This is a genomic window from Amycolatopsis sp. A1MSW2902 (assembly GCF_017312175.1).
Taxonomy (GTDB): Bacteria; Actinomycetota; Actinomycetes; order Mycobacteriales; family Pseudonocardiaceae; genus Amycolatopsis; species Amycolatopsis nivea.
Window position 1 is genome coordinate 5,035,020 of sequence record NZ_QJPO01000001.1, and the last position, 26,103, is coordinate 5,061,122.

Sequence of the window (26,103 nt, forward strand, 5' to 3'; positions counted from 1 at the left end):
GCGTCAGTCGAAGTTCAGGTCCCCGGTCCGGGTGCGCTTGAGCTCGAAGAAGTCCGGGTAGCTCGCCAGCGCGACCGCGCCGTCGAACACCTTCAGCGCGTCCTCGCCGCGCGGGATCGACGACAGCACCGGGCCGAAGAACGCGCTCCCGTTGACGTGGATGGTCGGCGTGCCGACGTCCATGCCGACCGGGTCCATGCCCTCGTGGTGGCTCTTGCGCAGCGCCTCGTCGTATTCGGTCGATTCGCCCGCCTCGGCGAGTTCGGCAGGCGCGCCGATCGCGGCCAGCGCCTCCTTGATGACGAGCTTGCGGTCCTCGTTGTGCTGGTTGTGGTAGCGGGTGCCGAACTCGGTGTAGAAGTCGCGCACGGCTTTCTGGCCCTGGGTCTCCGCCAGCGCGGTCGCGACGCGGACCGGCGCCCAGCCCTCGCTCAGCAGCTCCTTGTACCGCTCGGGCAGGTCTTCGCGGCCTTCGTTCAGCACCGACAGGCTCATCACCCGGAAGGTCAGGTCCAGCTCGCGGTGCTTCTCGACTTCCAGGATCCACCGCGACGAGATCCACGCGAACGGGCAGATCGGGTCGAAGTAGAAGTCCACCGTGGTGGGCTGGGACGAGTCAGTCATTTTTCACGGGCTCCTCGGCGAGGCTGCTCCCCGGCGCTCGCCGGGGACGGGGCCAACCCCCGCACTGCGAGCCAACGCGGCGGCCCCTCCGCATTGTTCCCTGGTCGCCCCTTCCGGGCCCGTCATGATTGGATGCTGAACGTCGTGCCCACCGGATCCGAAGACCAGAGGTGCCCGTGCCCGCCCCCAACCTGACGCGTGACGAAGCCAAGCAGCGCTCCGGCCTGCTGGACGTGTCGTCCTACGACATCGAGCTGGACCTGACCGACGGCAGCGGCCGTCCCGGGGAGAAGACGTTCCGCTCCACCACCACGGTGCGGTTCTCCAGCAGCCGTCCCGGCGAAGCGTCGTGGATCGACCTCGTCGCCGAAGGCGTCCGCTCCGCGGTGCTGAACGGCACCGAGCTCGACGTCAGCGGCTACGCCGAGGAAAAGGGCATCGCGCTGCCCGGCCTTGCCGCGGAGAACGAACTCGTCGTCACCGCGGACTGCCGCTACATGAATACCGGCGAGGGCCTGCACCGGTTCGTCGACCCGGTCGACGACGGCGTCTACCTCTACACCCAGTTCGAGACCGCCGACGCGAAGCGCATGTTCGCCTGCTTCGACCAGCCGGACCTCAAGTCCGTCTACCGGCTCGCGGTGCACGCCCCGCGCGACTGGAAGGTCGTGTCCAACGCGCTCGTCGAAAGCGCCGAGGACACCGAGGACGGCGCGCGCCGCACGCAGTTCGCCGAATCCGAGCGCATCTCCACCTACCTGGTGGCGCTCGTCGCCGGCCCGTACGCGGAATGGACCGACGAGTTCCGCGACGAGCACCGCACCATCCCGCTCGGCATCTACTGCCGCGCGTCGCTCGCCGAGCACATGGACGCCGAGCGGCTGTTCGTCGAAACCAAACAGGGTTTCGCCTTCTACCACGAGAAATTCGGCACCCCGTACCCGTTCTCCAAGTACGACCAGCTGTTCGTGCCGGAGTTCAACGCGGGCGCGATGGAGAACGCCGGCGCGGTCACCTTCCTCGAGGACTACGTCTTCCGCAGCCGCGTCACCCGCTACGCCTACGAGCGCCGCGCCGAGACGCTGCTGCACGAGATGGCGCACATGTGGTTCGGCGACCTGGTCACCATGCGCTGGTGGGACGACCTGTGGCTGAACGAGTCGTTCGCGACCTTCGCGAGCGTGTTCGCCCAGGCCGAGGCGACCGAGTACAAGAACGCCTGGACCAGCTTCGCGAACATCGAGAAGTCCTGGGCCTACCGCCAGGACCAGCTGCCCTCGACGCACCCGATCGCGGCCGACATCGTCGACCTGCACGCGGTCGAGGTCAACTTCGACGGCATCACCTACGCCAAGGGCGCGAGCGTGCTGAAGCAGCTGGTGTCCTACGTGGGCATCGAGCACTTCCTCGACGGCCTCAAGGTGTACTTCGGCAAGCACGCGTGGGGCAACGCCACGCTCGCCGACCTGCTGGCCGCGCTGGAGGAAGCGTCCGGCCGCGACCTCTCGTGGTGGAGCGCGGAATGGCTGGAGACCACCGGCCTCAACTCGCTCAGCCCGCGCTACGAGATCGCACCCGACGGCACCTTCGCGTCGTTCGCCGTCGTGCAGACCGGCGCGAAGCCGGGCGCCGGCGAACTGCGCACGCACCGCGTCGCGGTCGGCGTGTACGACGAGGACGCCGACGGCAAGATCGTCCGCACCCGCCGCGTCGAACTGGACGTCACCGGCGAGCGCACCGAGGTTCCGGACCTGGTCGGCCAGGCCGCGGGCAAGCTCGTGCTGGTCAACGACGACGACCTGACCTACTGCCGGATGCGGCTCGACCCGGCGTCGCTGACCACGCTGATCGACCGGATCGGCGACATCACCGAATCGCTGCCGCGCACGCTGTGCTGGTCGGCCGCGTGGGAGATGACGCGCGAGGCCGAACTGAAGGCCCGCGACTTCGTGACGCTCGTGGCGCGCGGGATTCACGCCGAGAGCGAGGTCGGGGTCGTGCAGCGGTTGCTGCTGCAGGCGCAGACGGCGCTCAACTCTTATGCGGACCAGAAGTGGGCCGCGGCGGAGGGCTGGCCTGCGTTCAGCGGTCGGTTGCTCGAGCTGGCCCGGACCGCGGAGGCTGGGTCGGACCATCAGCTGGCGTTTGTGAACTCGCTGGCCGGCGGGGTGTTGAGCGAGGACATGCTGGCGGAAATCGCCGGGTGGCTGGACGGGTCCGCGCCGTTGCCGGGCCTCACTGTCGACACCGATTTGCGGTGGCGGTTGCTGCAGGCGCTGGTGGCGCACGGCAAGGCTGGTGCGGACGAGATCAATGCCGAGCAGGCGCGGGACGACACTGCGGCTGGGCGGCGGCATGCGGAGCGGTCTCGGGCGTTGCAGCCTACTGCTGAGGCTAAGGCGGATACTTGGCAGCGGGCTATTTACGACGACGAGATTCCTAATGCGGTTTCTGACGCGTTGATTTCCGGGTTCTCGCATCCGGGGCAGAAGCATTTGCTCGGGGATTATATTGAGCGGTACTTCGAGGTTATTGACGATGTCTGGGCTCGGCGGTCTAGTGAGCGGGCTCAGCCGACGGCGATTGGGTTGTATCCGTCTTGGGCGGTTGAGCCTGCGACCGTTAATGCTTCGGATGAGTGGCTTGCAGGGGATCATCCGGCGGCGTTGCGGCGGCTTGTTTCCGAGGGGCGGGCTGGGATTGTCCGGGCGTTGGCTGCTCGGGATTTTGACAGTCAGGTCTGACTTCTCGTCGCCTGGCGGCGACATCGGCTTTTGGTTGCGTGGGGCACCCCGAAGGTTGATTGTGCTGACGGTTCGGGGGTGAGCTTCGTATCGGGGTGCGCGGGAGGGGCTGGGTGCCTCGCTCGTTGGGTGCATCGGCTGCGGTAGAGGGGCTGGGTGCCTCGATGGTTGGGTGCACCGGTGCGGCTGGGGTTCGCGGTTTGGGGCTAGTGGCGGTGGGGTTCGCGGTGTGCGGCTAGCGCCCCAAAGTGGCATTGGGTGCGTCAGATGCACCCAATGTGGCGTTCGGTGCGTGGGATGCACCCAATGTGGCGTTGGGTGCGTTCCGGCGGCAGGTGCGATTGAGCTCGTGGGGATTGGGGCGTGCGCCCCAAAGTGGCATTGGGGCGGCATCCGGCGGCTGGCGAGCTGGGCAGGCGGCCCGTGAAGGGCTCCTTGAGGGAATCCAAGTCCGTGAAGGAGGCCCTCACGCACGGGTGGCGGGTCGTGAGGGGAACCCTGGGGGAATCAGAGTCAATGAGGGTGGCCCTCACGAACGGCGGCACCGCCGGAGGGCAGAACGTAAAAGAGCCGTCCCGCTGAGTGCGGGACGGCTCTGGCGTGGGATGTATCAGTGCTTCGGCGCGGGGCCAGCTTGGTCGCTCAGCATGCGCAGGGCATTGACCAGACCGCCGGTCAGGTCGCCTTCCTTGAAGGACGCCACCATGCTCGCCACGGCCAGGTTCGCGCCTCGGTCGGGGAGGCGGGAGTGGGCGCGCTCGCCGGTGACGATCTCGATCGCGCGCTGGGCGGGCGAAACTCCCAGCAGCACCGCGTTCGTCGGGTCGTCGGTGGCGGCGTGCAGCTTTTCCGCGCCGGCCCGGGTGTCTTCGCCCAGGTCGCCCAGGTAGATGCTGAAGTCGAGGCCCGTTTCGCGCGTCGCGAAGGTGAGGGCCTCGTCCAGGCGGGCGAGCTGCTGCACCGTGAACGGGCTCGTCGGGGCCGCGGGCTCGTACATTTTCGCCGCGGACAGCCTGCCGCTGTTGGTGATGACCTCGCCGAAGGCCAGGTCCTTCTCCGCGACCGCGGTCTGGGTCACTTCACCACTTGCCACGAGCGCCTCCTGCGGCCGTCGAAGCGCCCGCGGGCGCCGCATTCACTTCAACCGCCGGGCCGTGGCCGGCTCCTACGCCGTCCGGGTTGGCGGTCCACCACATAGCGGGGTACTCCCACGGCTGCCCCGGCCGGTACCGCGGCGTCCCCGAGAACTTCTTCCGCAAGGTCGCGGCGCCGACCACGAAGTAAATGGCCCCGGGGATGACCGCGTAGACCAGGATCGTCTCGACAACGTTCACGCCGGTGAGCGTATCGGATGCCTCCGGCAGCCACCGCGCGACACCGGCGACCGGGGGCGACCGTTCGTCGCCGCCGAGGCGCCGTCCGCCGCTTGGCCCGCGTCCGCTGGAACGTTGGGGCGAAGGGCTGCGGGCCGAAAGATGGCAACTCGCCGTACAGGCGGCCGTACCGGGCGATAGCGGCTTGTCCGAACCTTGAAATCCTCGTAGCTTTTTCACCTGTACGGGCCTTGTGCCCGCCTCCCCAGCCCCAGCCCGTCACGCACCGGTCCCAGGAGGACACCTCATGCAGAGCGTCCAGCCCCCCACTCAGGCGATCACCGAGACCATTTCGTCACCCAGCGAGACCGGATTCGTGCCCGGAACGCGGGTCACGTCCGGCACCAGGGTTACGCGCGGCACTCGGGTCGCCCGCGGGACCCGGGTCACCGCGGGCACTCGCGTGACAATGGGTACCCGGGTCACCATGGGAACTCGAGTCACCAGGGGAACCCGCGTTACGCGCGGGACCCGAGTCACGGCCGGCACGCGCGTCACGATGGGCACCCGCGTCACGCGCGGAACCCGCGTCACCCGGGGCACTCGCGTCACCTGCGGCACGCGCGTCACCTGCGGCACGCGCGTCACGATGGGCACGCGCGTCACCCGCGGCACCCGGGTCACCGCCGGAACCCGCGTCACCATGGGCACGCGGGTCACCCGCGGCACTCGCGTCACGCGCGGCACCCGGGTCACGATGGGCACGCGCGTCACCTGCCAGGCCGACTACAGCCTCGCCGCCTGAGCACCGCCAGCACCGGAACAGGGACGTCGAGCACGGTCCATCGGCTCGCCCCGGCCGCCGCACAGGCAGCCGGGGCGCCGGCGTGTCCGGGAACGGGCGGCTAGGCCGCCGACCCGAGATACGGCCGCCACAGCGGATCGGCCTCTTTGGAATGCGCCAGCAGCCGCCAGTGCGGGCCGTGCGGGGCGCGCGGCACCACGCGCAGCCGCCAGCCGATCTCCGACAGGAGCCGGTCGGCCTTGCGGTGGTTGCACTTCGCGCAGCAGGCGACGCAGTTGGTCCAGCTGTGCGGACCTCCCTTGCTGCGCGGGACGACGTGGTCGATAGTCTCCGCGCGGCCGCCGCAGTAGGCGCAGCGGTGCCGGTCGCGGTGCATCAGCCCGGCCCGGGTGAGCGGCACCTGCGCCCGGTACGGCACCCGCACGTACGTGCTGAGCCGGATCACCGAGGGAACGGGCAGCGACACCGTCGCGGCGTGCAGTTCGACGCCGCCCGGATCGCCGTGGACGACCTCCGCCTTGCCGCACATGACGAGCACCACCGCGCGCCGCATGGGCACCGCGGTCAGCGGCTCGAAAGTGGCGTTGAGCAGGAGGACCCGGCGCCGCCCCCACGCCGGGGCGACCGGATCGCGGGCTCTACGCTGTCCGGGCGGACGGGATGCTCCCCCTGGACGGGTCCCCGGCCCGGACGGGACGGAGCCGCCGGATGCGGACCCTCCCGGGCAGGCACGCAGGATCGCCTCCGGCGGCAGCTCGGCCATGGCTTGGCCGGCGCCGCCGAGGGGGACGGGTTGTCGGTCTGGCACTCGACCACCTCCACCGGTGCAGGCATAGTCGACCACACATCAGGGCCCCGGCGCACGCGTGTTCTGTGACGTGTCACATACCCGCGACCCGGCGGCCACTCGCCGGCCGCCTGCGCGCCGCCGGGACAAGCAACGAGAAAGGACTAGCTCAGCCAGTGAATGCCGTGCTCAGCGCTCCGCCCAGCTGCATCTCCGAGACCGGGTCGTGGTGCGCCCAGGTCTATTCGGTCACGCACAACGAGTGGCTCGCCGCGTCGGCGGGCTGGCTCGTCACCAAGCCGCTGAAGATCATCATGATCCTCGTCATCGCGTTCGTGGTGCGCTATCTCACCAAGCGGCTCATCGAACGGGTCACCACGCTCCCGGCCTCGGGCAGCAACGGCAAGATCCCGTCGCTGTTGAGACCGCTGCGCGAACGGGCGCCGGAGATGCTCGGCACCGCTGTGGTGGAACGCCGCAGGCAGCGCGCCAAGACCATCGGCTCGGTGCTGAAGTCGATGGCGACGTTCCTGATCTACGGCCTCGCGTTCATCCTCGTGCTGGGCGAACTGGGCATCGACCTGGCCCCGATCATCGCCTCGGCCGGCATCGTCGGCGTCGCGCTCGGGTTCGGCGCGCAGAACCTGGTCAAGGACTTCCTTTCCGGGATGTTCATGATGATCGAGGACCAGTACGGCGTCGGCGACGTCGTGGACATCGGCGAGGCCACCGGGACCGTCGAGGCGGTCGGCCTGCGCATCACCACGCTGCGCGACCTGAAGGGCACCGTCTGGTACGTCCGCAACGGCGAGGTGCTGCGCGTCGGCAACTCGAGCCAGGGCTTTGCCTACGCCGTGGTGGACGTCCCGCTGAGCTACTCCGCGGACGTCGACAAGGCCACCGAGGTGCTCAGCGGCGCGGCCACGAAGGCGGTCGAATCGGACGCGCTCTCGGTGAACGTGCTGGAGCCGCCGGAGATGCTCGGCGTCGAACAGGTCACGCCCGAGGGAATCGTGTTGCGCCTGACGGTCAAGGTGCGACCGGGCAAGCAGTGGGCGGTGCAGCGGAAGCTGCGCGGGCAGTTGCTCGGCGCGCTGGAGGAGGCCGGTTTCGAACCGCCGCTCGGCCGGTTGCTGTCGTCCATGCAGGACAAGCAGTCGGGCGCGCCGCGCAGCTGAGGCAGGGCAAGATGGAGGTGTGTCGACTGTGAGCGAGCCGGAACCGGCGAACCTGTACGAGGCGGTGGGCGGCGAACCGACCTTCCGCCGGATCATCAAGCGGTTCTACGAGGAAGTGGCCCGCGACGAGGTGCTGCGCCCGCTCTACCCGGAGGAGGACCTCGGCCCGGCGGAGGAGCGGTTCCGGCTGTTCCTCATCCAGTACTGGGGCGGTCCGCACACCTACTCCGACCAGCGCGGCCACCCGCGGCTGCGGATGCGGCACGCGCCGTTCAAGATCGGCCCGATCGAGCGCGACGCGTGGCTGCGCTGCATCCGGATCGCGATCGACGAGGAGAACCTGCCCGAGCCGTACCTCAGCCAGCTGTGGGCGTACCTGGAAATGGCCGCGCACAGCATGATGAACAGCTTCGTCTGATGAGACGCAGGGTCGCGGGACGGCGGCCGGACCGCCTTCCGCGGCCGTCGTGGTGGTCGGACGCGGTGTTCTACGAGATCTACGTGCGGTCCTTCGCCGATTCGGGCGAGGACGGCATCGGCGACCTCGAGGGCATCCGCAGCAAGCTCGGCTACCTGGAGCTGCTGGGCGTCGACGCGCTGTGGCTGACGCCGTTCTACCCCTCGCCGATGGCCGACCACGGCTACGACGTCGCCGACCCGCGCGGCGTCGACCCGATGTTCGGCACCCTCGGCGACTTCGACGTGCTGCTCACCGAGGCGCACCGGCGCGGCATCCGGGTCACCGTGGACGTCGTGCCGAACCACACGAGCAACCGGCACGCGTGGTTCAAGTCCGCGCTGGCCGCCGGGCCGGGCAGCCCGGAGCGGGAGCGCTACCACTTCCGCGACGGCCGCGGCCCCGGCGGCGCGGAGCCGCCCAACAACTGGATCAGCGTGTTCGGCGGCCCGGCGTGGACGCGGGTGCCGGACGGGCAGTGGTACCTGCACCTGTTCGCGCCGCAGCAGCCGGACCTGAACTGGGCCAATCCGGACGTCCGCGCCGATCTGGAGCGCACCCTGCGGTTCTGGCTCGACCGGGGCGTGGACGGCTTCCGGATCGACGTCGCGCACGGGATGGCCAAACCCGCCGGGCTGCCCGACATGGACCCGGACACGCCCGCGCACGGCGGCGGCGTGCTGGGCGACCCGCGCTTCGACGACGACGGCGTGCACGAGGTGCACCAGCTGATCCGCAAGGTGCTCGACGAGTACCCGGACGCGATGGCGGTCGGCGAGATCTGGGTACAGGACGAGGAGCGGCTGGCCCGGTACCTGCGGCCGGACGAACTTCACCTGGCGTTCAACTTCCGCCTGGTGCTCACCCACTTCGACGCGGACGCCGTGCGCACGTCGATCGAGCGGTCGCTGGCGGTGCCGCGTTCGGCGGGCGCACCGGCGACCTGGACGCTGTCCAACCACGACGTCTGGCGCGCGGCCAGCCGCTACGGCGGCGGCGCGGCCGGGGTCCGCCGGGCGCGCGCGATGGCGCTGGTGGAACTCGCCCTGCCCGGCGCGGTCTATCTGTACCAGGGAGAAGAGCTGGGCCTGCCGAACGCCGACCTGCCGCTGGAAGCGATGACCGACCCGCGCGCCCGCTCACAGGGCCCGGAATTCAGCCGCGACGGCGAACGCGTGCCGCTGCCGTGGGAGGGCACGCTCCCGCCGTACGGGTTCTCGCGCACCGCGCAGACCTGGCTGCCGATGCCCGCGGACTGGGCGTCGCTGACCGTGGAACGGCAGCTCGAGGATCCGGAATCGACGCTGTCGCTGTACCGGCGCGCGGTGGAACTGCGCAAACATCACCCGGCGTTCCGCGGCGGCGACGAACTGCAGTGGTTCGGCGCGCCCGCGGGCTGTTTCGCGTTCCGCCGCGGGCGGGGCGGGCTGATCTGCGCGCTCAACACCTCGGCCAGCTCGATCGCCCTCCCGCCGGGAGAGGTGCTGCTCACCAGCAGCCCGCTGATCGACGGCAGACTCGCGCCCGATTCAGCCGCCTGGCTCGGGTAACCCAGGTCAGACGCGCACCCGCCTCCAGCCCGAGCATGTCGAGCAATCCCCACAGGTCATCGGCATCTCGGCAGGGCGGGCAAGGTGTTCCTGAGGGTCGCCCAGATCCTGTTCGGCCGGGGCGGGCTGATCTGCGCGCTCAACACCTCGGCCAGCTCGATCGCCCTGCCGCCGGGAGAGGTGCTGCTCACCAGCAGCCCGCTGATCGACGGCAGACTGGCCCCGGATTCAGCCGCCTGGCTTGGATAGCCCAAACCCGGCGGCCGCCCCGGTCAGGTCAGACGCGAGCACCCGCCTCCAGACCGAGCATCGCGAGCAATCCCCGCAGGTCATCGACATCGTGCGCGTGCCCCGCGACAGTGCGGGCGGCGTGCTCCTGCTGGACGCGCAGGTCCTGTTCGGCGGACACCCGGGCACGGGCGAATTCACTGGTTTCGGCGGACAGCGGACGTCGTTCCGAGCGCATGTCGCTCCTCGTCGAGGTGGAAGGGGCCACCGGCGGCACCGCGGGGGCGGGCCCGCCGGGGACGACGCCGGCTCGAACGCCGGCGCACGATGAGACTTCTCGACGGTGCTGACGCTACTCCCCGCCTCCGACCTGCCCGCGAGCCGTCCCCGCCGCGCGCGTCGCGACGTCCACAGTGGACCCTTCGGGCGACGGCCCTGGTGAGACCGGCCCGGGCGTGCTTTACTGAAGACGGTCGTGTTTTGTGTTCGTGCGGTGGGTACGTCCCGCAGCCACGCTCGCAAGATGTAGCGGGCGTGGTGTTTCTCTTTTCGGAAGGCACACCGTCGGTTGCCAGGCCCGGATGCCGAGGTGGCATCTGTTGTGAGTCCGATGGAGATCGTTTTTATGACGCAAGGCACCGTGAAGTGGTTCAACGCCGAAAAGGGCTTCGGGTTCATCAGCCCGGACGACGGCAGCGCCGACGTCTTCGTGCACTACTCCGAGATCCAGGGCAACGGGTTCCGCAGCCTTGAGGAGAACGCGCGCGTGGAGTTCGAGGTCGGCCAGGGCCAGAAGGGCCCGCAGGCCACTGGCGTTCGCGCCATCTGAGTTTCCCCGGTGTTTCCCCTGGTGCGGAAGGCTTTCCGCACCAGGGGACCCGCGCCGAAGCGGACTTTTCCGCCCACGGCAGCCGAAACAGCTCGGCACCCCGGTGCGGCCCGGTGAGTTTTCCCGGCCGCACAAGGTCTTCCGCGTTCCGGGAACCCGGACGCGAGATCACCCGTTGACCAGGGCAGGTCGCGACTGGCCTTGAGGCCCTCCCCTGCCTGGCCAGTACGCAACGCACGGCGCACCCCCGAGGCGGCCCCCTTCCGCCTGGTCCGCGCCGCGGCATCGGCCTCGGCCCCGCAGAGCGCGGCGGCCGGACCAGCTCGAGTAGGAGCGTTACCCATCGACACCCAGAGCACCGTCCAGCGTCCCCCGAAATCGCCGCAGCCCATGCTCGCCGGCCACAAGACCGGCACCGAGGCCTTCCTGGTGAAGCTCTTCGCGGTCGTCCCCCTTCTCGCCGTCGCCGTCGCGGTCCCGCTCGCCTGGGGCTGGGGGCTGAGCTGGCTCGACGTCGGCCTCGCCGCCGCGTTCTACTGCGTCAGCGGCCTCGGCATCACCGTCGGCTTCCACCGGTACTTCACCCACGGCGCGTTCCGCGCCCGCCGCGGGCTGCGGATCGCGCTCGCCGTCGCGGGCAGCATGGCCATGCAGGGACCGGTGATCGACTGGGTCGCCGACCACCGCCGCCACCACGCCTACTCCGACCGCGACGGCGACCCGCATTCGCCGTGGCGCTTCGGCACGTCGCCCGCCGCGCTCGCGAAGGGCTTCTGGCACGCGCACATGGGCTGGCTGTTCGGCCGCGACCGGACCAACCCGCGCCGCTTCGCCCCCGACCTGCTCGACGACGCCGACCTGAAGCGGATCGACCGGCTCTTCCCGGTGCTGACCGTCGCGACGCTGCTGGGACCCGCGCTGCTGGGCGGGCTCATCACGATGACCTGGTGGGGCGCGCTCACCGCGTTCTTCTGGGCCGGGCTGGTCCGGGTCGCCGCGCTGCACCACGTGACCTGGTCGGTCAACTCGCTGTGCCACCTGATCGGCGAGCGCCCGTTCGAGGCGCGCGACCGGTCGGCGAACTTCTGGCCGCTGGCGATCGCGTCCTTCGGCGAGTCCTGGCACAACTCCCACCACGCCGACCCGACCGGGGCCCGGCACGGCGTCGGCCGCGGCCAGCTCGACATCTCCGCGCGGCTGATCTGGATGTTCGAGAAGTTCCGCTGGGCCTCGCACGTGCGCTGGCCCCGGCCCGAACGCCTCGCCCGCAAGCTCAAGGCCGCCTGAGCGTCCGGTCTCTTGTGGTCCGTGAGGGGAATCCGGACGGATCCGATTCCCTCACGGACCGCTGATCTCGCGTCGCGGGCCCGTCAGGACCTGCGGACTCGCTCCTCGAGCCGGGTCCGCAGGTCGCCGTGACTGGACACCGCCAGCACCGGTCCCGGCTTCCCGGCCGTCTCGGCCGAGCTCACGACCTCCGCGACGAACCGCCGCACCCGTTCCGGCGCGGGCGTGACGTCGCCGCCCAGCTGGGCCACCGGCTGCGGGGATTCGGCGGGCGTCGTCTCCACCGCCACCGACCAGCCCTGCCGCATGGTCCACAACAGCATCAGATCCCGGCCGGGGAAACGCGGGGACCGGCCGCTCAGCGCGACGTACGCGGTGATCGTGTCGGTGACCTCGCACGACGTGCACTCCACCGACACTCCGACCGCGGCGGCGACCTCGCGCACGTACGCGGCCAGCGCCTGCCGCAGGACCTGCGGATCGTCGGCGGTGGGCAGGGACATCGGGCGTTCCGGACCGGACAGGAGCATGGGTCTCCTCTTCCGCCGCCGCTTCCGCTTCGCGCAGCAAGCGAACCGGGGTTTCGCCTCGCGCGAAGGCCGGCGGTCGCGATGATCGGGGTCGCACCGGATCGGGCATCCGGCAGCTGGACCGGACTCCGACTCTACCCGCTGGGACAAGCCCGCAGCCGAGATCAACCCGTCTGGCCGCCGCGGAAATCGCTCGATCGGCCGCGTCCGCCGGCGAAATCCTTGCTCGACGTGGCGATCCGCCCGGCACACTGTCCACTGAGGACAGCCGGGTTCAGCCCGATTGGCCGCCGAAATCGCCGCCGTCGGCCGACTCCGCGATCGACGTCGCCACCCACGCGGCGAACAATCCCGCCTGGACGTACGGCGCGGCCTCGCCGACCGCGCGCACCACCGACCGCGCACGCCCTGGCGCGGGTTCGGCTTCCGGCGCGGGATCGGCGTCCGCGGGCCGGTCGGTGCGCCACGGCGTCTCCTCGGGCCGGACCTCGGCGAGGAAGTCCGCGGTCGGGTCGCCGTCCGGTTCGGTCATGCGGTTCACGATGACATCGCCGGACGGCTCCCGCCAGCAGAATCGTCAGAACAGCAGCGGCAGCAACGCTTGGCGCCGCTTCAGCACCGCACCGTAACGGGCGTCGAGGCGCAGCCACGAATCAGTGGCGGTCACCCGGACCACGTCGCCGTCGATCGACGAATCGAACAGCCCCATCCCGGACAGCGCGAACAGGCACCGCATCTGGACCTTGACCTCGAGGTCTCCCCCGGTGACGGTCAGCACCGCCTGGTCCATCAGCGAGGCGGGCGGCGTGCCGTGCGGACCGGCGTTGTCGCGGGCGAGCGCGACGCCGCGGTCGGCCAGGTCCGACACCACGTCGACCGGCAGCTCGTCGACCTGCTGCCACCGGTCGGACACCGGCAGCTCGGCGTGCCACAGCAGGTCGCGCGCCGGGCCCGGGTCCATCACCTCGCCGCCCGCGACGGCGAGCGCCGCGAGCAGTTCGTTGCCGGACACCGTGACGTCCGACGGCGTCACCGTCCCCGCCACCGCGCGGGTCGCGAGGACCTCGAACGGCGTGGCCGTCCACGCCTCGACGACGTCGTCGCCCCGGCGGCGCAGCCGGACGGCGGTCGTGCCGTCCAGCCGCACCGCGCGGGCCACGAACGCGCTGAGCGTCTCCCGGTCGCCCGGATCGGGAATCCGCAGCTCAGGCATCGGCCAGCACCCGCTTGAGGAATTCGGATTCCTCGTCGCTGAGCCGGCGCGGCCGGAGGTTGGCCGTGTCGTACGGGGCCAGCACGGTCTCGGCGGTGACCGCGACCGGATCGGTCGCGTCCGGACCGGTCCGCACGACGTACCCGAGCGTCACCGTCGAGGCCTTCAGCTCGGTGAGCGTGATCTCCACGCGCACCGAGCGGCCGGGCGCCGCGACGATCGGCGCGCGGTAATGCACCCCGAGCTTCACGACCACGACGCCCTTCGGCAGTTCGGTGAGCCCCGCGCGCTCGGCTTCGCCGAACAGCACGGGCACCCGGGCCTCTTCGAGCAGCGTCACCACGTTCGCGTGGTTGACGTGCCCGTACACGTCCATGTCCGACCATCGCGGCTGGACGTGGGAAACGAATGTCACCGCACCGTGCTCCGGATCTGGCGCGCGGCCACGGACAGCGTCGCGAGGTCGAGCCGCCCGGAACGGGTGATCTCGTCCAGCGCCACGCGCGCCCGCGAAAGCCGCGACGCGTTGGCCTTCTCCCATTGCTCGATCTGCTCGTCGACGGACAGGTCCTGGTCGCTGTGCCGCAGTGCGTCGAGCGCGATCGCGCGCAGGGAACCGTACACGTCGTCGCGCAGCGAGAGCCGGGCGAGGGCGTGCCAGCGGTTGCCGCGTTCCAGCGCGCTGATCTCGGTGAGCATCTTGTCGATGTCCAGGTGGTCCGACAGCGCGTAGTACAGCTCGGCGGTGTCCGCCGGGGTGTGCGTCGCGTCGAGCCCGACCTGCTGTTCGGCCAGCTCCGCCACCTCGACCACGTCGAGCAGGCCGTAGCTGTGCAGCAGCAGCGCCACCCGGCGGGCGAGATCGGCGGGCACGCCCTGGTCGACCAGCGCGGCCGCGTCCTGCTCGACCGACTCCAGCTCGCGCCCGCGCAGCAGCTCGCCGAGCTTCGGGCCGAGTTCCGCGAGCACCGGGCCGAACCGGTTGATCTCGGCCAGCGGCGCGAGCGGCTGCGGGCGGTTGGTGAGGAACCAGCGCGCGGCCCGATCGAGCAGCCGCCGCGTCTCCAGCACCATCCCGTCCGCGACTTCGGTCGGCACCACGTTGTCCAGCGCGTCGATCTCGGCCCACAGCTTCGGCAGGTCGTAGACGTGCGTGACCACCGCGTACGCGCGCACCGCGTCGGTGGCGGTCGCGTTCATCTCCTCCATCAGGCGGTAGACGAACGAGATGCCGCCGCCGTCGACCAGCTCGTTGGTAATGAGCGTGGTGATGATCTGGCGGCGCAGCGGGTGCTGCGCGATCGCCGCGGCGAACCGCTCCCGCAGCGGGGCCGGGAAGTACTCCGGCAGCCTGCGGGTGAACACCTCGGACTCGGGCAGGTCGGAGGCGAGCAGCTCGTCCTTGAGGTCGAGCTTCACGTGCGCGAGCAGCGTCGCCAGCTCCGGCGAGGTCAGGCCCTCGCCCGCCTTCTCCAGCGCGCGGAACTGCGACGGGGTCGGCAGCGCCTCCAGCTTGCGGTCGAACGCGCCCTTCGCGACCAGCGCGGACACCTGCCGCGCGTGCACCGACACCATCGGCCCGGCGTGCGCCCGGCTGACGCCGAGCACCGCGTTCTGCCGGTAGTTGTCCGCGAGCACGAGCGAGCCGACCTCGTCGGTCATCTCGCCGAGCAGCTCGTTGCGCCGCGCGTGCTCCAGCTCGCCGCCGGCCACCAGGTGGTCCAGCAGGATCTTGATGTTGACTTCGTGGTCGGAGCAGTCGACGCCGGCCGAGTTGTCGAGCGCGTCGGTGTTGATCTTGCCGCCGGTGCGGGCGAATTCGATGCGGCCGAGCTGGGTCAGGCCCAGGTTGCCGCCCTCGCCGACGACCTTCACGCGCAGCTGGTTGCCGTTGACGCGGATCGCGTCGTTGGCCTTGTCGCCCGCCGCGGCCTGGCTTTCGCTCTCGGCCTTGACGTAGGTGCCGATGCCGCCGTTCCACAGCAGTTCGACCGGGGCCAGCAGGATCGCCTGGATCAGGTCCATCGGCGCGAGCTTCGTGACGCCCTCGTCGAGGCCGAGCGCCTCGCGGACCTGCGGGGTGATCGGGATGGTCTTGGCCGACCGCGGGTAGATCCCGCCGCCCTCGCTGATCAGCGAACGGTCGTAGTCGTCCCACGAACTGCGCGGCAGGTCGAACAGCCGCCGCCGCTCCGCGTAGGACGACGCGGCGTCCGGGTTCGGGTCGAGGAAGACGTGCATGTGGTTGAACGCCGCGACCAGCCGGATGTGCTCGGACAGCAGCATCCCGTTGCCGAAGACGTCGCCCATCATGTCGCCGATGCCGACGACGGTGAAGTCCTCGGTCTGGGTGTCCTTGCCCAGCTCGCGGAAGTGCCGCTTCACGCTCTCCCACGCGCCCTTGGCGGTGATGCCCATGGCCTTGTGGTCGTAGCCGACCGAACCGCCGGAGGCGAACGCGTCGCCCAGCCAGAAGCCGTACTGCGCCGAGACCTCGTTGGCGATGTCGGAGAACTTCGCGGTGCCCTTGTCCGCCGCGACGACCAGGTAGCTGTCGTCGGCGTCGTGGCGCACCACGTTCGGCGCGGGCACGGTCTCGCCCTCGACGCGGTTGTCGGTGAGGTCCAGGAGGCCGGAGATGAACATCCGGTAGCAGGAGATGCCCTCGGCGAGCTGGGCGTCGCGGTCGACCCCGGCGTCGCCGGTGGGCCGCGGCGGGCGCTTCACCACGAAGCCGCCCTTCGCGCCGACCGGCACGATCACCGCGTTCTTCACCGCCTGTGCCTTGACCAGCCCCAGGATCTCGGTGCGGAAGTCCTCCTGCCGGTCCGACCAGCGCAGGCCGCCGCGGGCGACCTCGCCGAACCGCAGGTGCACGCCCTCGACGCGCGGCGAGTACACGAAGATCTCGTACTTCGGGTGCGGCTCGGGCAGCTCCGGCACGCCGCTCGGGTCGAGCTTGAGCGCCAGGTACGGCCGCGGGTTCCCGTCGGCGTCGCGCACGTGGTAGTTCGTGCGCAGGGTCGCGTTGATGACCGCGAGCATCCGGCGCAGGATCCGGTCCTCGTCGAGGCTCGTGACCTCGTCGACCATCGAGGAGATCTCGGCGGTCAGCGATTCCTCGTGCGTCTTCCGGTCCACATCGGACAGTTGCGGGTCGCAGCGGGTTTCGAAGAGCCGCACCAGTTTCGTCGCGACCTCGGTGTGCTTGACGACCGTGTTCTGGATGTAGGACTGGGAGAACGGGCTGCGCGCCTGCTGCAGGTAACGCGAGTACGCCCGCAGCACCGCGGCCTGGCGCCAGGTGAGCCCGGCGCGCAGGACCAGCCCGTTGAGGCCGTCGACCTCGGCGTCGCCGCGCCACGCCGCGTGGAACGCGTCCTGGAACCGCTCGCGCACCTCGACCGCCGCCGCCTCGTCGGCTTCCTCGAGGCCCTTCTTGTCGACGCGCAGGCCGAAGTCGTAGATCCAGCTGGCCCCGCCGTCCTCGCGGAACAGCTCGTACGGCCGCTCGTCCACCACCTCGACGCCCATCGCCTGCAGCACCGGCAGCACCTTGGACAGGGTGACGCCCTCGCCGCGCAGGTAGAGCTTGAACCGCCGCTCGCCGGGTTCGGCGTCGGCGGGCAGGTAGAACGACAGCGCGAGGTCGCCCTCGTCCGCGAGGGTGTCGAGCTTGGCCAGGTCGGCCAGCGCGTCCTCGGCGGTGAAGTCTTCCTTGTACGCCTCGGGGAACACCGCGCCGAAGCGCTGGCCCCGGTCGACCGCGGACTCCTCGCCCATCATCCCGATCGGGCCGCCGTCGCCGACGCGCTCGCGGCGTTCGGCGATGATCGCCTCGACCAGCCGGTCGTCCCAGCTGCGGACAACGGTGTTCAGGCGTTCCTGGATCCGCAGCGTGTCCGGCTCGAGGGCGTTCGACGGGTCGGTGTGCACCATGAAGTGCACCTGCGCCAGCAGCGTTTCGCCGACGCGCGCGCTGTACTCCAGCTGCGTGCCTTCGAGTTCTTCCAGCAGCACTTCCTGCATCGCCAGCCGCGAGCGCGTGGTGTAGCGGTCGCGCGGGAGGTAGACGAGGCAGGAGTAGAAGCGGCCGTACGGGTCGCGGCGCAGGAACAGCCGCAGCCGGCGGCGGTCGGACAGGGTGATCGCGCCGGTGGTGGTGTAGAAGAGCGAATCGGTGTCCGCGGAGAACAGGTCCGCGCGCGGCCAGTTCTGCAGGACCTCCAGCATCCGCTGGCCGGAGAACGACTCCATCGGGAACCCGGCGCGGTGGATCACCTCGCGCACGCGCTGGCCGACCACCGGGATGTCGAGCACGTTCTCGTGCAGCGCGGTGGTGGTGAACATGCCGAGGAAGCGGTGCTCGCCGGAGACCTTGCCGTGCTCGTCGAACGTCTTCACGCCGACGTAATACGGATAAACCGGACGGTGCACGGTGCTCGGCGCGCTCGCCTGGGTGAGCACGAGCAGCGACGGCGCGAGCGCGTCGACCGAGCTGTCCGGGCCCGCGGTGAGGCTGCGCGCGGCGAGGCTGTCCTGGCGCAGCACGCCCAGCCCGGACGCGAGAACAGCGCGCAGGGCGGGCTCGTCGCTGTCCGGCTGCGGGCTGTCGACCAGCTCGTACTTGCGGTAGCCGAGGAAGGTGAAGTGGCCGTCGGCGAGCCAGCGCAGCAGGCGCGCGCCCTCGGTGACCTCGTCGCCGCTGGGCAGCTTCGGCGGGTGCTGCTCCAGCATTTCCGCGAGCGAGCAGGCCGTCTGCGCCATCTTCTCGGCGTCCTCGACGACCTCGCGCACGTCGCCGAGCACCGACGTCAGCCGGTTGTCCAGCTCGCGTGCCCGCTGCGGGTCGGTGACGAGGTCGATCTCCACCAGCATCCACGATTCCGCGGACGCGCCAGCCGGCGGATCGGCCGGGTCGGCGTCGAGGTGCAGGCCCTCCAGCTCGCCGGTCAGGCCGCGGCTCACCACGACGATCGGGTGCACGATGCGCTGCACCTGCACGCCGTCGCGGGCGAACTCCGCGGTGACGCTGTCCACGAGGTAGGGCATGTCGTCGGTGACGACCTGCACGACGGTCGCGTCGCGCGTCCAGCCGTCCTCGGCGGTGGTCGGGTTCAGCAGCCGGACCGCCGGGCGCCCGGGCATGCGCTGCTTCGCCAGCTGCAGGTGCGACCGCACCGCGCCGACGAGCGCTACCGGATCGTCGCCGACGATCTCGTCGGCCGGGATGTGCCGGTAGTACAAGCGGATCAGGTCCGCGATCTCCGGCGCCTGCGCCGCGGCGGTGTCGATCAGCTCGTCCCGGATCTGCTCCGGGCTGGCTGTCGTGCGGCGGGCGGCGCCGGCTTCGGTGCCGACATCGGGCGGGGACGAAACTCCCGTCGAGCTCATTGAGCAACTCTCCAGTATGCGAGACCGAGATGCGTCCGTCACCACAACGTGCCGGACATCCCTCACCCTAATCCGCCCGGAGACGCCCCTGTGCGCGGCGGGGAAAGACTTAAGGTTCGTTTCAGGGGTCCCCGGCGCCGCGCTCGCGCGGGATCGGTTCAGCTACCGGCGGGTTCGGCGAGGGCGGTTTCCGGCAAAAGGCTTGGCACGAGGCCGGAGCGCCGGTTTCGCGGGCACGGCGGCCGCTTCGGGATCGGTTCAGTGGCTGTATCGCCCGCGGCGGGAACGGAAAAGGTTGCGTCCCTCCCCTGCGAGAATTCCCACCCGTACGGGCTAATTCTTCCGTTGCTGCGGAGGGAGCCGGGTTTCAGGATGGGGCGCCCGCGAGGCGTTCGCAGATCGGCGGGGCGGGCGGCTTGTGCTGCTTCGTCGCGGCGCGTCCAACCAGTGAGTGGGAAAACCGCTTGGCGCAGCGCGGAAAACGGGACGATCTTCCGCTCCGGCGCGGTGCACTCCCGCAGAGGTACGTGAGGGTGGCCCTCACGTACCTCTCGATGCCGGAGCCGCGGGATTCTCCGCGTCGGCGAGATTTTCCGCCAGCAGGCTGCCCTCCCACAGCGGTCCGTGAAGGACTCCCTGGGGGAATCTGATTCCCTCAAGGAGTCCTTCACGGACCACTCGAGGTCGCGTCCGCGTGAATCGTTGTCCCGCTGCGGAATCTGCCCGGCCGAACCAGCGTTTCCCCTGCGGCGCAAGAACTTTCCGGCGCGCGTCAGTCGCCGTTGTTGCGGTGGCGGTCCGCGGTCGCTCGGCCGTTGATCGGCTTCGGCTCGTCGTTCGGGCCGAGGCGTTTCACCAGCGCGGCCGCGCTCGCGGTGCCCGCCTGGTGTTCGGCGAGGGCGCGGGCGAGCAGTTCGGCGAGTCCGGCGTCCGGCGGCGGTTCGTCCTCCGCGATGGCTCGCGCGTAGCCCTCCGGGAACGGCTGCTCCGACGGCGTCCACGCGTCGATGTCGGACAGCGGGTCCAGCGCCGGCGGCATCCGCAGCCGCGGCAGCCAGGGCTCCTCGGCAGGCTCCGGCTCCTCCGGCCGCGGCGCGGGGGCCAGCTCCGGCTTGTCCTTCGCCGCGGTGTCCGGTTCCGCCGCGGCGGATTCGGGACGTCCGGGCTCGTCGGCCCGGCGCCGTCCGCCGCCTCCGCCGCTCGCGGTGATGCCCAGCCGGTCCAGTACGGACTTCGCGGCGACCGAGCCGTGTTCGGCGTCGTGCCGGGTCTTGCGGCCGCGGGTGTCGCGGCGGGCCGCTTCCTCCTTGGCCCACTCGGCGCTTTCCCACAACGGCGCGGCGGGCTCGTCCGCGGGAGCCGGGGCGAGCGGTAGCTCCGGCAGGATGTCCGACAGATCCGGCATCCGCAGCGAGAACCGCGGCGCCTCCTCGGCCGGAGCCTGCGCTTCCGCCGCGCGCCGAGGAGTCTCGGGCCGCGTTTCAGCAGCCGCCCGCACCGGCTCCTCGGACTTCGTCTTCTCTTCCCGACGAGCGGGCGCGTCCTCCGCCGACCGACGCGCGGCAGGCGGCTTCTCCGGCCAGCGCACCGCCGTTTCCTCGGCAGGCTGCGCCGTCTCCGCCCGGCGACGACCCGGCGTGGCCTCAGCGACCTCGGCAGGCCGTGCCCCAGCGCTCTCGGCGACCTGCGCCGGACGTCCCGACGCCGCTCGCGAAGCCTCCGTCCGGCTGACCGGCTCCGCAGCCGCCCGCTTCCGCGGCGCGGGCGCGTCGGCGCTCTTCCGCCCGAACGGCCGCGCCCATCCCGGCAGCACCGGCGACTTGCGGTCCTCGGCCCGCCGCCGTCCGCCGGTCCGCGGAGCCTCCTCGGTCTCTTCCCGGATCGCCGGGAGCACCGAGGTCTGCTCGACCTCCGTCTCCGCCGCGGCCCGCCGGAACGACCACGCCGGCTTCTTCTCCGCCGCCTCGACCCACGCCGCGGCCGAAACCGGTGCCACAGGCACCTCGACCTGCGCCGGAACGACCGGCAGCGGAGCCGCGACCGGGTCCGGCCGCTCGGCGGGGACGTCCCGGATCGCCGGCATCACCGAGGTCTCCTCGGCCGCGACCCTCGGCTCGACCTCCATCGACACCGGGCGGCCGTCGCGCGGGGCGGATGCGGCGAGGACGTCGTCGAGGTCCATCGACGCGACCGACTCGGCGCCCAGCTCGCCCGCGATCAGCCCGCACGCCTGGCGCCGGGCCCGCGCGTGCACGTGTTCCGCGGCCCGCGCGCGGTGCAGGCATCCGATGGCCTCTTCCGCGCTGCCGAACCGTTCCTCGATCTGCGCCAGTTCCAGCCACAGCCGCGCGGTGACCGCCGCGAGCCCGTGCCGGTCGGTGGCCGCGACGGCCTCCCCCACCAGCTCGGCGGCGGCGTCACCGGCGCCGGAAGGCAGATGAATGCGCGTCGCCACCGCCAGCCGCAGCCACGCCGCGGGCGCGACCCCGGCGGCCCGGACCGGCTCCCGCAGCACGGGTTCGGCGATGTCGTAAGCCATGTCCGCGTCGCCGCGGTCGAGCAGCGTGCTGACCAGCTGCAGCACGAGCCGGATCCGGACGAGACCGCCGTCGTCGCCGGGCCGGTCCATCTTCTCCAGGAACCCGAGCCCGGTCCGCGCGGCGTCCGCGGCCGCGGTGAGGTCGCCGTGCCGGCGCCGGTGCGCCGCGGTCCCGTTGCGCAGCAACGCCCGCATCAGCAGCCGGTCGTCCGCGTCGAGCGAATCGTCGGCCACCAGCAGCCGGTCCGCCTCGACGAGCACGCGGTCCAGTTCCGCCTTGCGGCCGAACGGGGCGAGGCACCCGACGAGATGGCACAGCGCTTCCGCGCGCAGCGACGGCGGCACGTCCTCGGACAGCACCGGCCGCAGCGCGGCCAGCCCCATCAGCGGAACGCCGAGGCTGCGCGAGCACACCGCGAGGTCGACGCGCAGCCGCGCCGCCGTCGTGGCGTATCCGGCGTGCTCGGCCGCGCGCAAAGCCGCGACCGCGCGGCCGACCGTGGACGTCCGCGCCCCGGTCCGCACGCGCGCGGACACCACGAGCGCTTCCGCCCGGATCCAGTGCCCGTCCGCGCCCGCCGCCTCCGCGAGCGCGGCCGAGCGTTCGCCGAGGACCAGCGAAAGCTCGGGCGCCCGGAAGCGGAGCGATTCCGCCCGGTCGATGAGCCGACCGAGGTCGGCGAGGGTCCCGCCACTGGCAACGGCGGGCCGCCCGTCCGCGGTCGCGAACGGGCTGGGCCGGTTGTGCCTGCTGGTTTCCACTCGGGACCCCCGCGCCGGTCAGTCGCGCTTCAACTTGCGGTGGGTGACCCGGTGCGGACGAGCCGCTTCGGCGCCGAGGCGCTCGACCTTGTTCTTCTCGTAGCCCTCGAAGTTGCCCTCGAACCAGAACCACTTCGCCGGGTCCTCGTCGGTGCCTTCCCAGGCGAGGATGTGCGTCGCGACCCGGTCGAGGAACCACCGGTCGTGGGAGATCACGACGGCGCAGCCGGGGAACTGCTCGAGCGCGTTCTCCAGCGAGCCCAGCGTTTCGACGTCCAGGTCGTTCGTCGGCTCGTCCAGCAGGATCAGGTTCCCGCCCTCTTTGAGCGTCAGCGCGAGGTTGAGCCGGTTGCGCTCGCCGCCGGACAGCACGCCGGCCGGCTTCTGCTGGTCCGGGCCCTTGAAGCCGAACGCGCTCACGTAAGCGCGCGAGGGCATTTCGGTCTGCCCGACGTGGATGTAGTCGAGCTTGTCCGACACGACCTCCCACACGGTCTTCTTCGGGTCGATCCCGCCGCGGCTCTGGTCCACATAGGACAGTTTGACCGTCTCGCCGATCTTGACCGAGCCGCCGTCCGGCTCCTCGAGCCCGACGATGGTCTTGAACAGGGTGGTCTTGCCGACGCCGTTCGGGCCGATCACGCCGACGATGCCGTTGCGCGGCAGGTCGAAGGAGAGCCCGTCGATGAGGACCCGGTCGTCGAAGCCCTTGCGCAGCTTCTCGACCTCGACCACGACGCTGCCCAGCCGCGGGCCCGGCGGGATCTGGATCTCCTCGAAGTCGAGCTTGCGGTGCTTGTCCGCCTCCGCGGCCATCTCCTCGTAGCGGTCGAGCCGGGAACGGGACTTGGTCTGGCGCGCCTTGGCGTTGGACCGCACCCATTCCAGCTCGCTCTTGAGCCGCTTGGCCAGCTTGGCGTCCTTCTTGCCCTGGACCTCGAGCCGCTCGCGCTTCTTCTCCAGGTAGGTGGAGTAGTTGCCCTCGTAGCCGACGACGCGGCCGCGGTCGAGCTCCATGATCCACTCGGCGACGTTGTCCAGGAAGTACCGGTCGTGGGTGACGGCGAGGACGGCGCCCTTGTAGGTGGCCAGGAACTGCTCCAGCCACAGCACGCTTTCGGCGTCCAGGTGGTTGGTGGGCTCGTCGAGCAGCAGCAGGTCGGGCGCGGAGAGCAGCAGCTTGCACAGCGCGACGCGGCGGCGCTCGCCGCCGGAGAGGTGGGTGACCGGCTCGTCCGGCGGCGGGCAGCGCAGCGCGTCCATCGCCTGCTCGACGGTCGAGTCGAGCTCCCACGCGTCGGCGTGGTCCAGCTCCTCCTGGAGCTGGCCCATCTCCTCCATCAGCGCGTCGCTGTAGTCGGTCGCCATCAGCTCGGCGATCTCGTTGTAGCGGTCGAGCTTCTGCTTGGTCTCGCCGAGGCCCTCCTCGACGTTCTGCCGGACGGTCTTCTCCTCGTTCAGCTCCGGCTCCTGCATGAGGATGCCGACGCTCGCGCCCGGCTGCAGGAAAGCCTCGCCGTTGCTGGCCTGCTCGATCCCCGCCATGATCTTGAGAACGGTCGACTTGCCGGCGCCGTTCGGGCCCACGACGCCGATCTTGGCTCCGGGGTAGAACGCGGTGCTCACGTCGTCGAGGATCACCTTGTCCCCGACGGTCTTGCGCACCTTCTTCATGGTGTAGATGAACTCGGCCATGCCACCGATCGTAGAGTGGCTCCTCCGGCGGCCTGACGGCGGTTACCACCGCGCTACCGAGGGTCAGGTCGTCCTCACTCCGGCGATATCAAATCCGGGGAGTCATTCCGCCCGTTTGCCCTCGGCGAGGTTCTTCAGCATCGCGTTGTAGGCGGCGAGTTCTTCGCCGCCGGTGGTCTCCTCGCGCCGGTCGCGCCGCTTCGCCTCGCGCTCGTCCTGGCGGGCCCACTGCACCAGCAGCGCGATCAGCACGAGCAGCACCGGCACCTCGCCCGAAGCCCACGCGATGCCGCCGCCGAGGCGCTGGTCGGTCAGCAGGTCGCCGACCCACGGCAGCTTCAGCGCCGTGTAGAACTCGCGGCCGATCACGGTCTGCATGTTCATCAGGATCACGCCGAAGAACGCGTGGAACGGCATGGCGCCGAACATCATCCCGAGCTTCCCGATCGGCGGCAGCCGCCGCGGCGAAGGGTCGACGCCGATCACCGGCCAGTAGAAGACGTAGCCGACGAGCAGGAAGTGCGCGTTCATCGCCAGGTGCGCCCAGTGGTAGTTGAGCGCGCTGTCGAAGAGGCCGGAGAAGTACAGCGCGTAGAACGACCCGACGAAGAGCAGCAGGGCGACGATCGGGTTGGTCAGGAACCGCGAAACCGGCGAATGGACGGCGGCCAGCAGCCATTCGCGCGGTCCGGGAGGGGCTTCGCGGCCGGCCGGCGGGAGCGCGCGCAGGGCGAGCGTGACCGGACCGCCGAGCACCAGCAGGACCGGCGCGACCATCGACATCAGCATGTGGGTGCCCATGTGCACGCTGAACATCGCGGGCGCGTACCGGCCGATGCCCGACGAGGTGGCCAGCAGGATCACGAGGCAGCCGACGAGCCATGCGACGGTCCGGCCGACCGGCCAGGTGTCGCCGCGCTTGCGCAGCCGCCGCACGCCGGCCAGGTAGAGCCCGGCGAGAACGATCGCGAGGGTGCCGTAGATCAGGTCGAACCGCCAGTCGGTGAGCAGCCGCCAGAACGTCGGCGGGCCCTGGAGGTCGTAGCCGATGAGGAGTTCGACGGTGCCCGGCTGGGTGACCGCGTCCGCGGGCGGCGGCGTGCGGGCGAGGCCGGAGGCGATGCCGATGGTGACGAACATGATCAGCACCTCGACGGCGGCGAGCCGCAGCAACTGGCTGCCGCCCTTGCCGTCGACGAGGTTGGCCACGCCGCGGCTGCGCTGCTGCTGGCCGAAGACGCCGAGCAGCAGCAGCGCGACGATCTTGGCGACGACGAGCAGGCCGTAGTCGGTGGTGAAGAGGTCGCCGAGGTTGATCCGGACCAGCGCGTTGACGATGCCGGACACCGCCATCACGACCCAGCAGACCAGCGCTAGCTTGGAGAACCGCTGCGCGGCGAGGCTGAGGTTCCTGCGACGGCGCCAGCCGAGCGCGAGCACGGCGAGCAGCCCGCCGACCCACAGCGCGGCCGCGACGAGGTGGAACAGCAGGCTGTTGGTGGCCAGGTCGTGCGAGCCGCCGCTGGCCGAGTGCCCGGTGACCGCGACCGGGACGAGCCCGGCGACGGACAGGAAGAACAGCACCGCCGTCCAGCCCCAGCTGAGCACCAGGCGGCAGCCGAGGGCGAGCAGGATCGCGATCAGCGCCGTCCACAGCCACGCCTTGGGCTGTTCGATCGCGCCGACGAGGCTCAGCAGGGTGTCCGGGGAAAGGACGTCGCCGAACGGCTTGCCCGCGCTGTCCGCGGCGGTGAAGGCGACGGACAGGATCGAGGCGGCGAACCACACCCACGCGGCGATCCCGGCGGTGCGGACCGCGGCGTACCCCTCGGGCGCGAGCGTGCCGGATTTCTGGGGCGGCACGAGGAAAGCGGCCAGCAGCAGCCCGCCGACGCACACCACCGACGCCGCTTCGGCGAGCACCCGGACGACCGTGACGCCATAGCGGGTGACGAGTCCCGGGTCCGGCAGCCCGGCGATGACGTAGCCCGCGCCGCCGGTGAGCGCGACGAGCCCGACCGCGACGACCGCGCCGAGCACGACTCCGACCGAAAGCAGCGGGAGCACGCTCGTCTTGCGGCCGCGGTTCGGGGCGGGTTTCGTCACAGGTTCCGAGCTCACGGTACGAGAGTAGGCCGGTCGCGCACGCGGCGGTGCGCGGGGCGGGG

22 protein-coding genes are annotated in these 26,103 nt (G+C 70.9%); 8 read left to right on the forward strand and 14 right to left on the reverse strand.

What is annotated here, in order from left to right:
• Positions 1 to 3 precede the first annotated feature (3 nt).
• Positions 4 to 624 (reverse strand): mycothiol-dependent nitroreductase Rv2466c family protein, encoded by a 621-nt coding sequence (locus DMP23_RS23035; RefSeq protein WP_337822473.1) that lies wholly within the window; start codon positions 622 to 624, stop codon positions 4 to 6.
• A 176-nt stretch (positions 625 to 800) separates the two neighbouring features.
• On the opposite strand from DMP23_RS23035, the gene pepN reads away from it, so the two are divergent.
• Positions 801 to 3,368 (forward strand): aminopeptidase N, encoded by a 2,568-nt coding sequence (pepN, locus tag DMP23_RS23040; RefSeq protein WP_337822474.1) that lies wholly within the window; start codon positions 801 to 803, stop codon positions 3,366 to 3,368.
• A 610-nt stretch (positions 3,369 to 3,978) separates the two neighbouring features.
• Here the strand turns inward: pepN and DMP23_RS23045 are convergent.
• The 3 genes from DMP23_RS23045 to DMP23_RS23055 form a co-directional block, all read right to left on the reverse strand.
• Positions 3,979 to 4,461 carry a DUF5130 family protein gene (locus tag DMP23_RS23045; RefSeq protein WP_043829473.1) on the reverse strand — a complete coding sequence of 161 codons (483 nt, stop codon included), beginning with the start codon at positions 4,459 to 4,461 and terminating at the stop codon, positions 3,979 to 3,981.
• Positions 4,448 to 4,702, reverse strand: a complete 255-nt coding sequence (gene ctaJ, locus DMP23_RS23050; RefSeq protein WP_337822475.1) for an aa3-type cytochrome oxidase subunit CtaJ — start codon at positions 4,700 to 4,702, stop codon at positions 4,448 to 4,450. The genes DMP23_RS23045 and ctaJ overlap by 14 nt, the downstream gene beginning before the upstream one ends.
• A gap of 309 nt (positions 4,703 to 5,011) precedes the next feature.
• Complete coding sequence (locus DMP23_RS23055; RefSeq protein ID WP_337822476.1) at positions 5,012 to 5,185, reverse strand: hypothetical protein; 174 nt, start codon at positions 5,183 to 5,185, stop codon at positions 5,012 to 5,014.
• Between the two features lie 55 nt (positions 5,186 to 5,240).
• Between DMP23_RS23055 and DMP23_RS23060 the strand changes: the two genes are divergently transcribed.
• Entirely contained in the window at positions 5,241 to 5,486 is a 246-nt protein-coding gene (locus DMP23_RS23060; protein WP_337822477.1) for a hypothetical protein, read from the forward strand.
• Between the two features lie 100 nt (positions 5,487 to 5,586).
• Here DMP23_RS23060 and DMP23_RS23065 read toward each other — a convergent pair whose 3' ends face one another.
• Positions 5,587 to 6,039 carry an HNH endonuclease gene (locus DMP23_RS23065; protein WP_050788293.1) on the reverse strand — a complete coding sequence of 151 codons (453 nt, stop codon included), beginning with the start codon at positions 6,037 to 6,039 and terminating at the stop codon, positions 5,587 to 5,589.
• 410 nt (positions 6,040 to 6,449) lie between these two features.
• On the opposite strand from DMP23_RS23065, the gene DMP23_RS23070 reads away from it, so the two are divergent.
• The 4 genes from DMP23_RS23070 to DMP23_RS23085 all read left to right on the forward strand — a co-directional run bounded on the left by DMP23_RS23070 (position 6,450) and on the right by DMP23_RS23085 (position 9,707).
• Positions 6,450 to 7,451, forward strand: a complete 1,002-nt coding sequence (locus DMP23_RS23070) for a mechanosensitive ion channel family protein (RefSeq protein ID WP_167754160.1) — start codon at positions 6,450 to 6,452, stop codon at positions 7,449 to 7,451.
• A gap of 28 nt (positions 7,452 to 7,479) precedes the next feature.
• Positions 7,480 to 7,869 carry a globin gene (locus DMP23_RS23075; RefSeq protein WP_369806064.1) on the forward strand — a complete coding sequence of 130 codons (390 nt, stop codon included), beginning with the start codon at positions 7,480 to 7,482 and terminating at the stop codon, positions 7,867 to 7,869.
• Positions 7,869 to 9,458 carry a glycoside hydrolase family 13 protein gene (locus DMP23_RS23080; RefSeq protein ID WP_134729564.1) on the forward strand — a complete coding sequence of 530 codons (1,590 nt, stop codon included), beginning with the start codon at positions 7,869 to 7,871 and terminating at the stop codon, positions 9,456 to 9,458. Before DMP23_RS23075 ends, DMP23_RS23080 begins: the two co-directional genes overlap by 1 nt.
• 84 nt (positions 9,459 to 9,542) lie before the next feature.
• The gene (locus tag DMP23_RS23085) at positions 9,543 to 9,707 is read left to right on the forward strand and encodes a hypothetical protein (RefSeq protein WP_167754159.1); all 165 of its coding nucleotides are present in this window, start codon (positions 9,543 to 9,545) and stop codon (positions 9,705 to 9,707) included.
• Between the two features lie 28 nt (positions 9,708 to 9,735).
• Here DMP23_RS23085 and DMP23_RS23090 read toward each other — a convergent pair whose 3' ends face one another.
• Positions 9,736 to 9,924 (reverse strand): hypothetical protein, encoded by a 189-nt coding sequence (locus DMP23_RS23090; protein WP_009081303.1) that lies wholly within the window; start codon positions 9,922 to 9,924, stop codon positions 9,736 to 9,738.
• A 387-nt stretch (positions 9,925 to 10,311) separates the two neighbouring features.
• On the opposite strand from DMP23_RS23090, the gene DMP23_RS23095 reads away from it, so the two are divergent.
• On the forward strand, positions 10,312 to 10,515 hold the full coding sequence (locus tag DMP23_RS23095) for a cold-shock protein (protein WP_037814060.1): 204 nt from the start codon (positions 10,312 to 10,314) through the stop codon (positions 10,513 to 10,515).
• A 390-nt stretch (positions 10,516 to 10,905) separates the two neighbouring features.
• The gene (locus DMP23_RS23100) at positions 10,906 to 11,802 is read left to right on the forward strand and encodes an acyl-CoA desaturase (RefSeq protein WP_043829466.1); all 897 of its coding nucleotides are present in this window, start codon (positions 10,906 to 10,908) and stop codon (positions 11,800 to 11,802) included.
• Positions 11,803 to 11,885: 83 nt separating this feature from the next.
• Here DMP23_RS23100 and DMP23_RS23105 read toward each other — a convergent pair whose 3' ends face one another.
• From DMP23_RS23105 to DMP23_RS23140, 8 genes are all read right to left on the reverse strand, one after another.
• Complete coding sequence (locus DMP23_RS23105) at positions 11,886 to 12,332, reverse strand: DUF6292 family protein (RefSeq protein ID WP_199817689.1); 447 nt, start codon at positions 12,330 to 12,332, stop codon at positions 11,886 to 11,888.
• Between the two features lie 274 nt (positions 12,333 to 12,606).
• On the reverse strand, positions 12,607 to 12,864 hold the full coding sequence (locus DMP23_RS23110; protein ID WP_037814249.1) for a hypothetical protein: 258 nt from the start codon (positions 12,862 to 12,864) through the stop codon (positions 12,607 to 12,609).
• 45 nt (positions 12,865 to 12,909) lie between these two features.
• Positions 12,910 to 13,545, reverse strand: coding sequence for a hypothetical protein (locus tag DMP23_RS23115; protein WP_134729562.1), 636 nt, complete (start codon positions 13,543 to 13,545; stop codon positions 12,910 to 12,912).
• Positions 13,538 to 13,960 carry an acyl-CoA thioesterase gene (locus DMP23_RS23120; protein WP_037814068.1) on the reverse strand — a complete coding sequence of 141 codons (423 nt, stop codon included), beginning with the start codon at positions 13,958 to 13,960 and terminating at the stop codon, positions 13,538 to 13,540. Before DMP23_RS23120 ends, DMP23_RS23115 begins: the two co-directional genes overlap by 8 nt.
• Complete coding sequence (locus DMP23_RS23125) at positions 13,957 to 18,939, reverse strand: NAD-glutamate dehydrogenase (RefSeq protein ID WP_337822478.1); 4,983 nt, start codon at positions 18,937 to 18,939, stop codon at positions 13,957 to 13,959. The genes DMP23_RS23120 and DMP23_RS23125 overlap by 4 nt, the downstream gene beginning before the upstream one ends.
• A 772-nt stretch (positions 18,940 to 19,711) precedes the next feature.
• Entirely contained in the window at positions 19,712 to 22,240 is a 2,529-nt protein-coding gene (locus tag DMP23_RS23130) for a hypothetical protein (protein WP_037814072.1), read from the reverse strand.
• A gap of 18 nt (positions 22,241 to 22,258) precedes the next feature.
• Positions 22,259 to 23,935, reverse strand: a complete 1,677-nt coding sequence (gene ettA, locus DMP23_RS23135; RefSeq protein ID WP_037814074.1) for an energy-dependent translational throttle protein EttA — start codon at positions 23,933 to 23,935, stop codon at positions 22,259 to 22,261.
• Between the two features lie 102 nt (positions 23,936 to 24,037).
• Positions 24,038 to 26,056, reverse strand: a complete 2,019-nt coding sequence (locus DMP23_RS23140; protein WP_337822479.1) for a cytochrome c oxidase assembly protein — start codon at positions 26,054 to 26,056, stop codon at positions 24,038 to 24,040.
• Between the last annotated feature and the right edge of the window lie 47 nt (positions 26,057 to 26,103).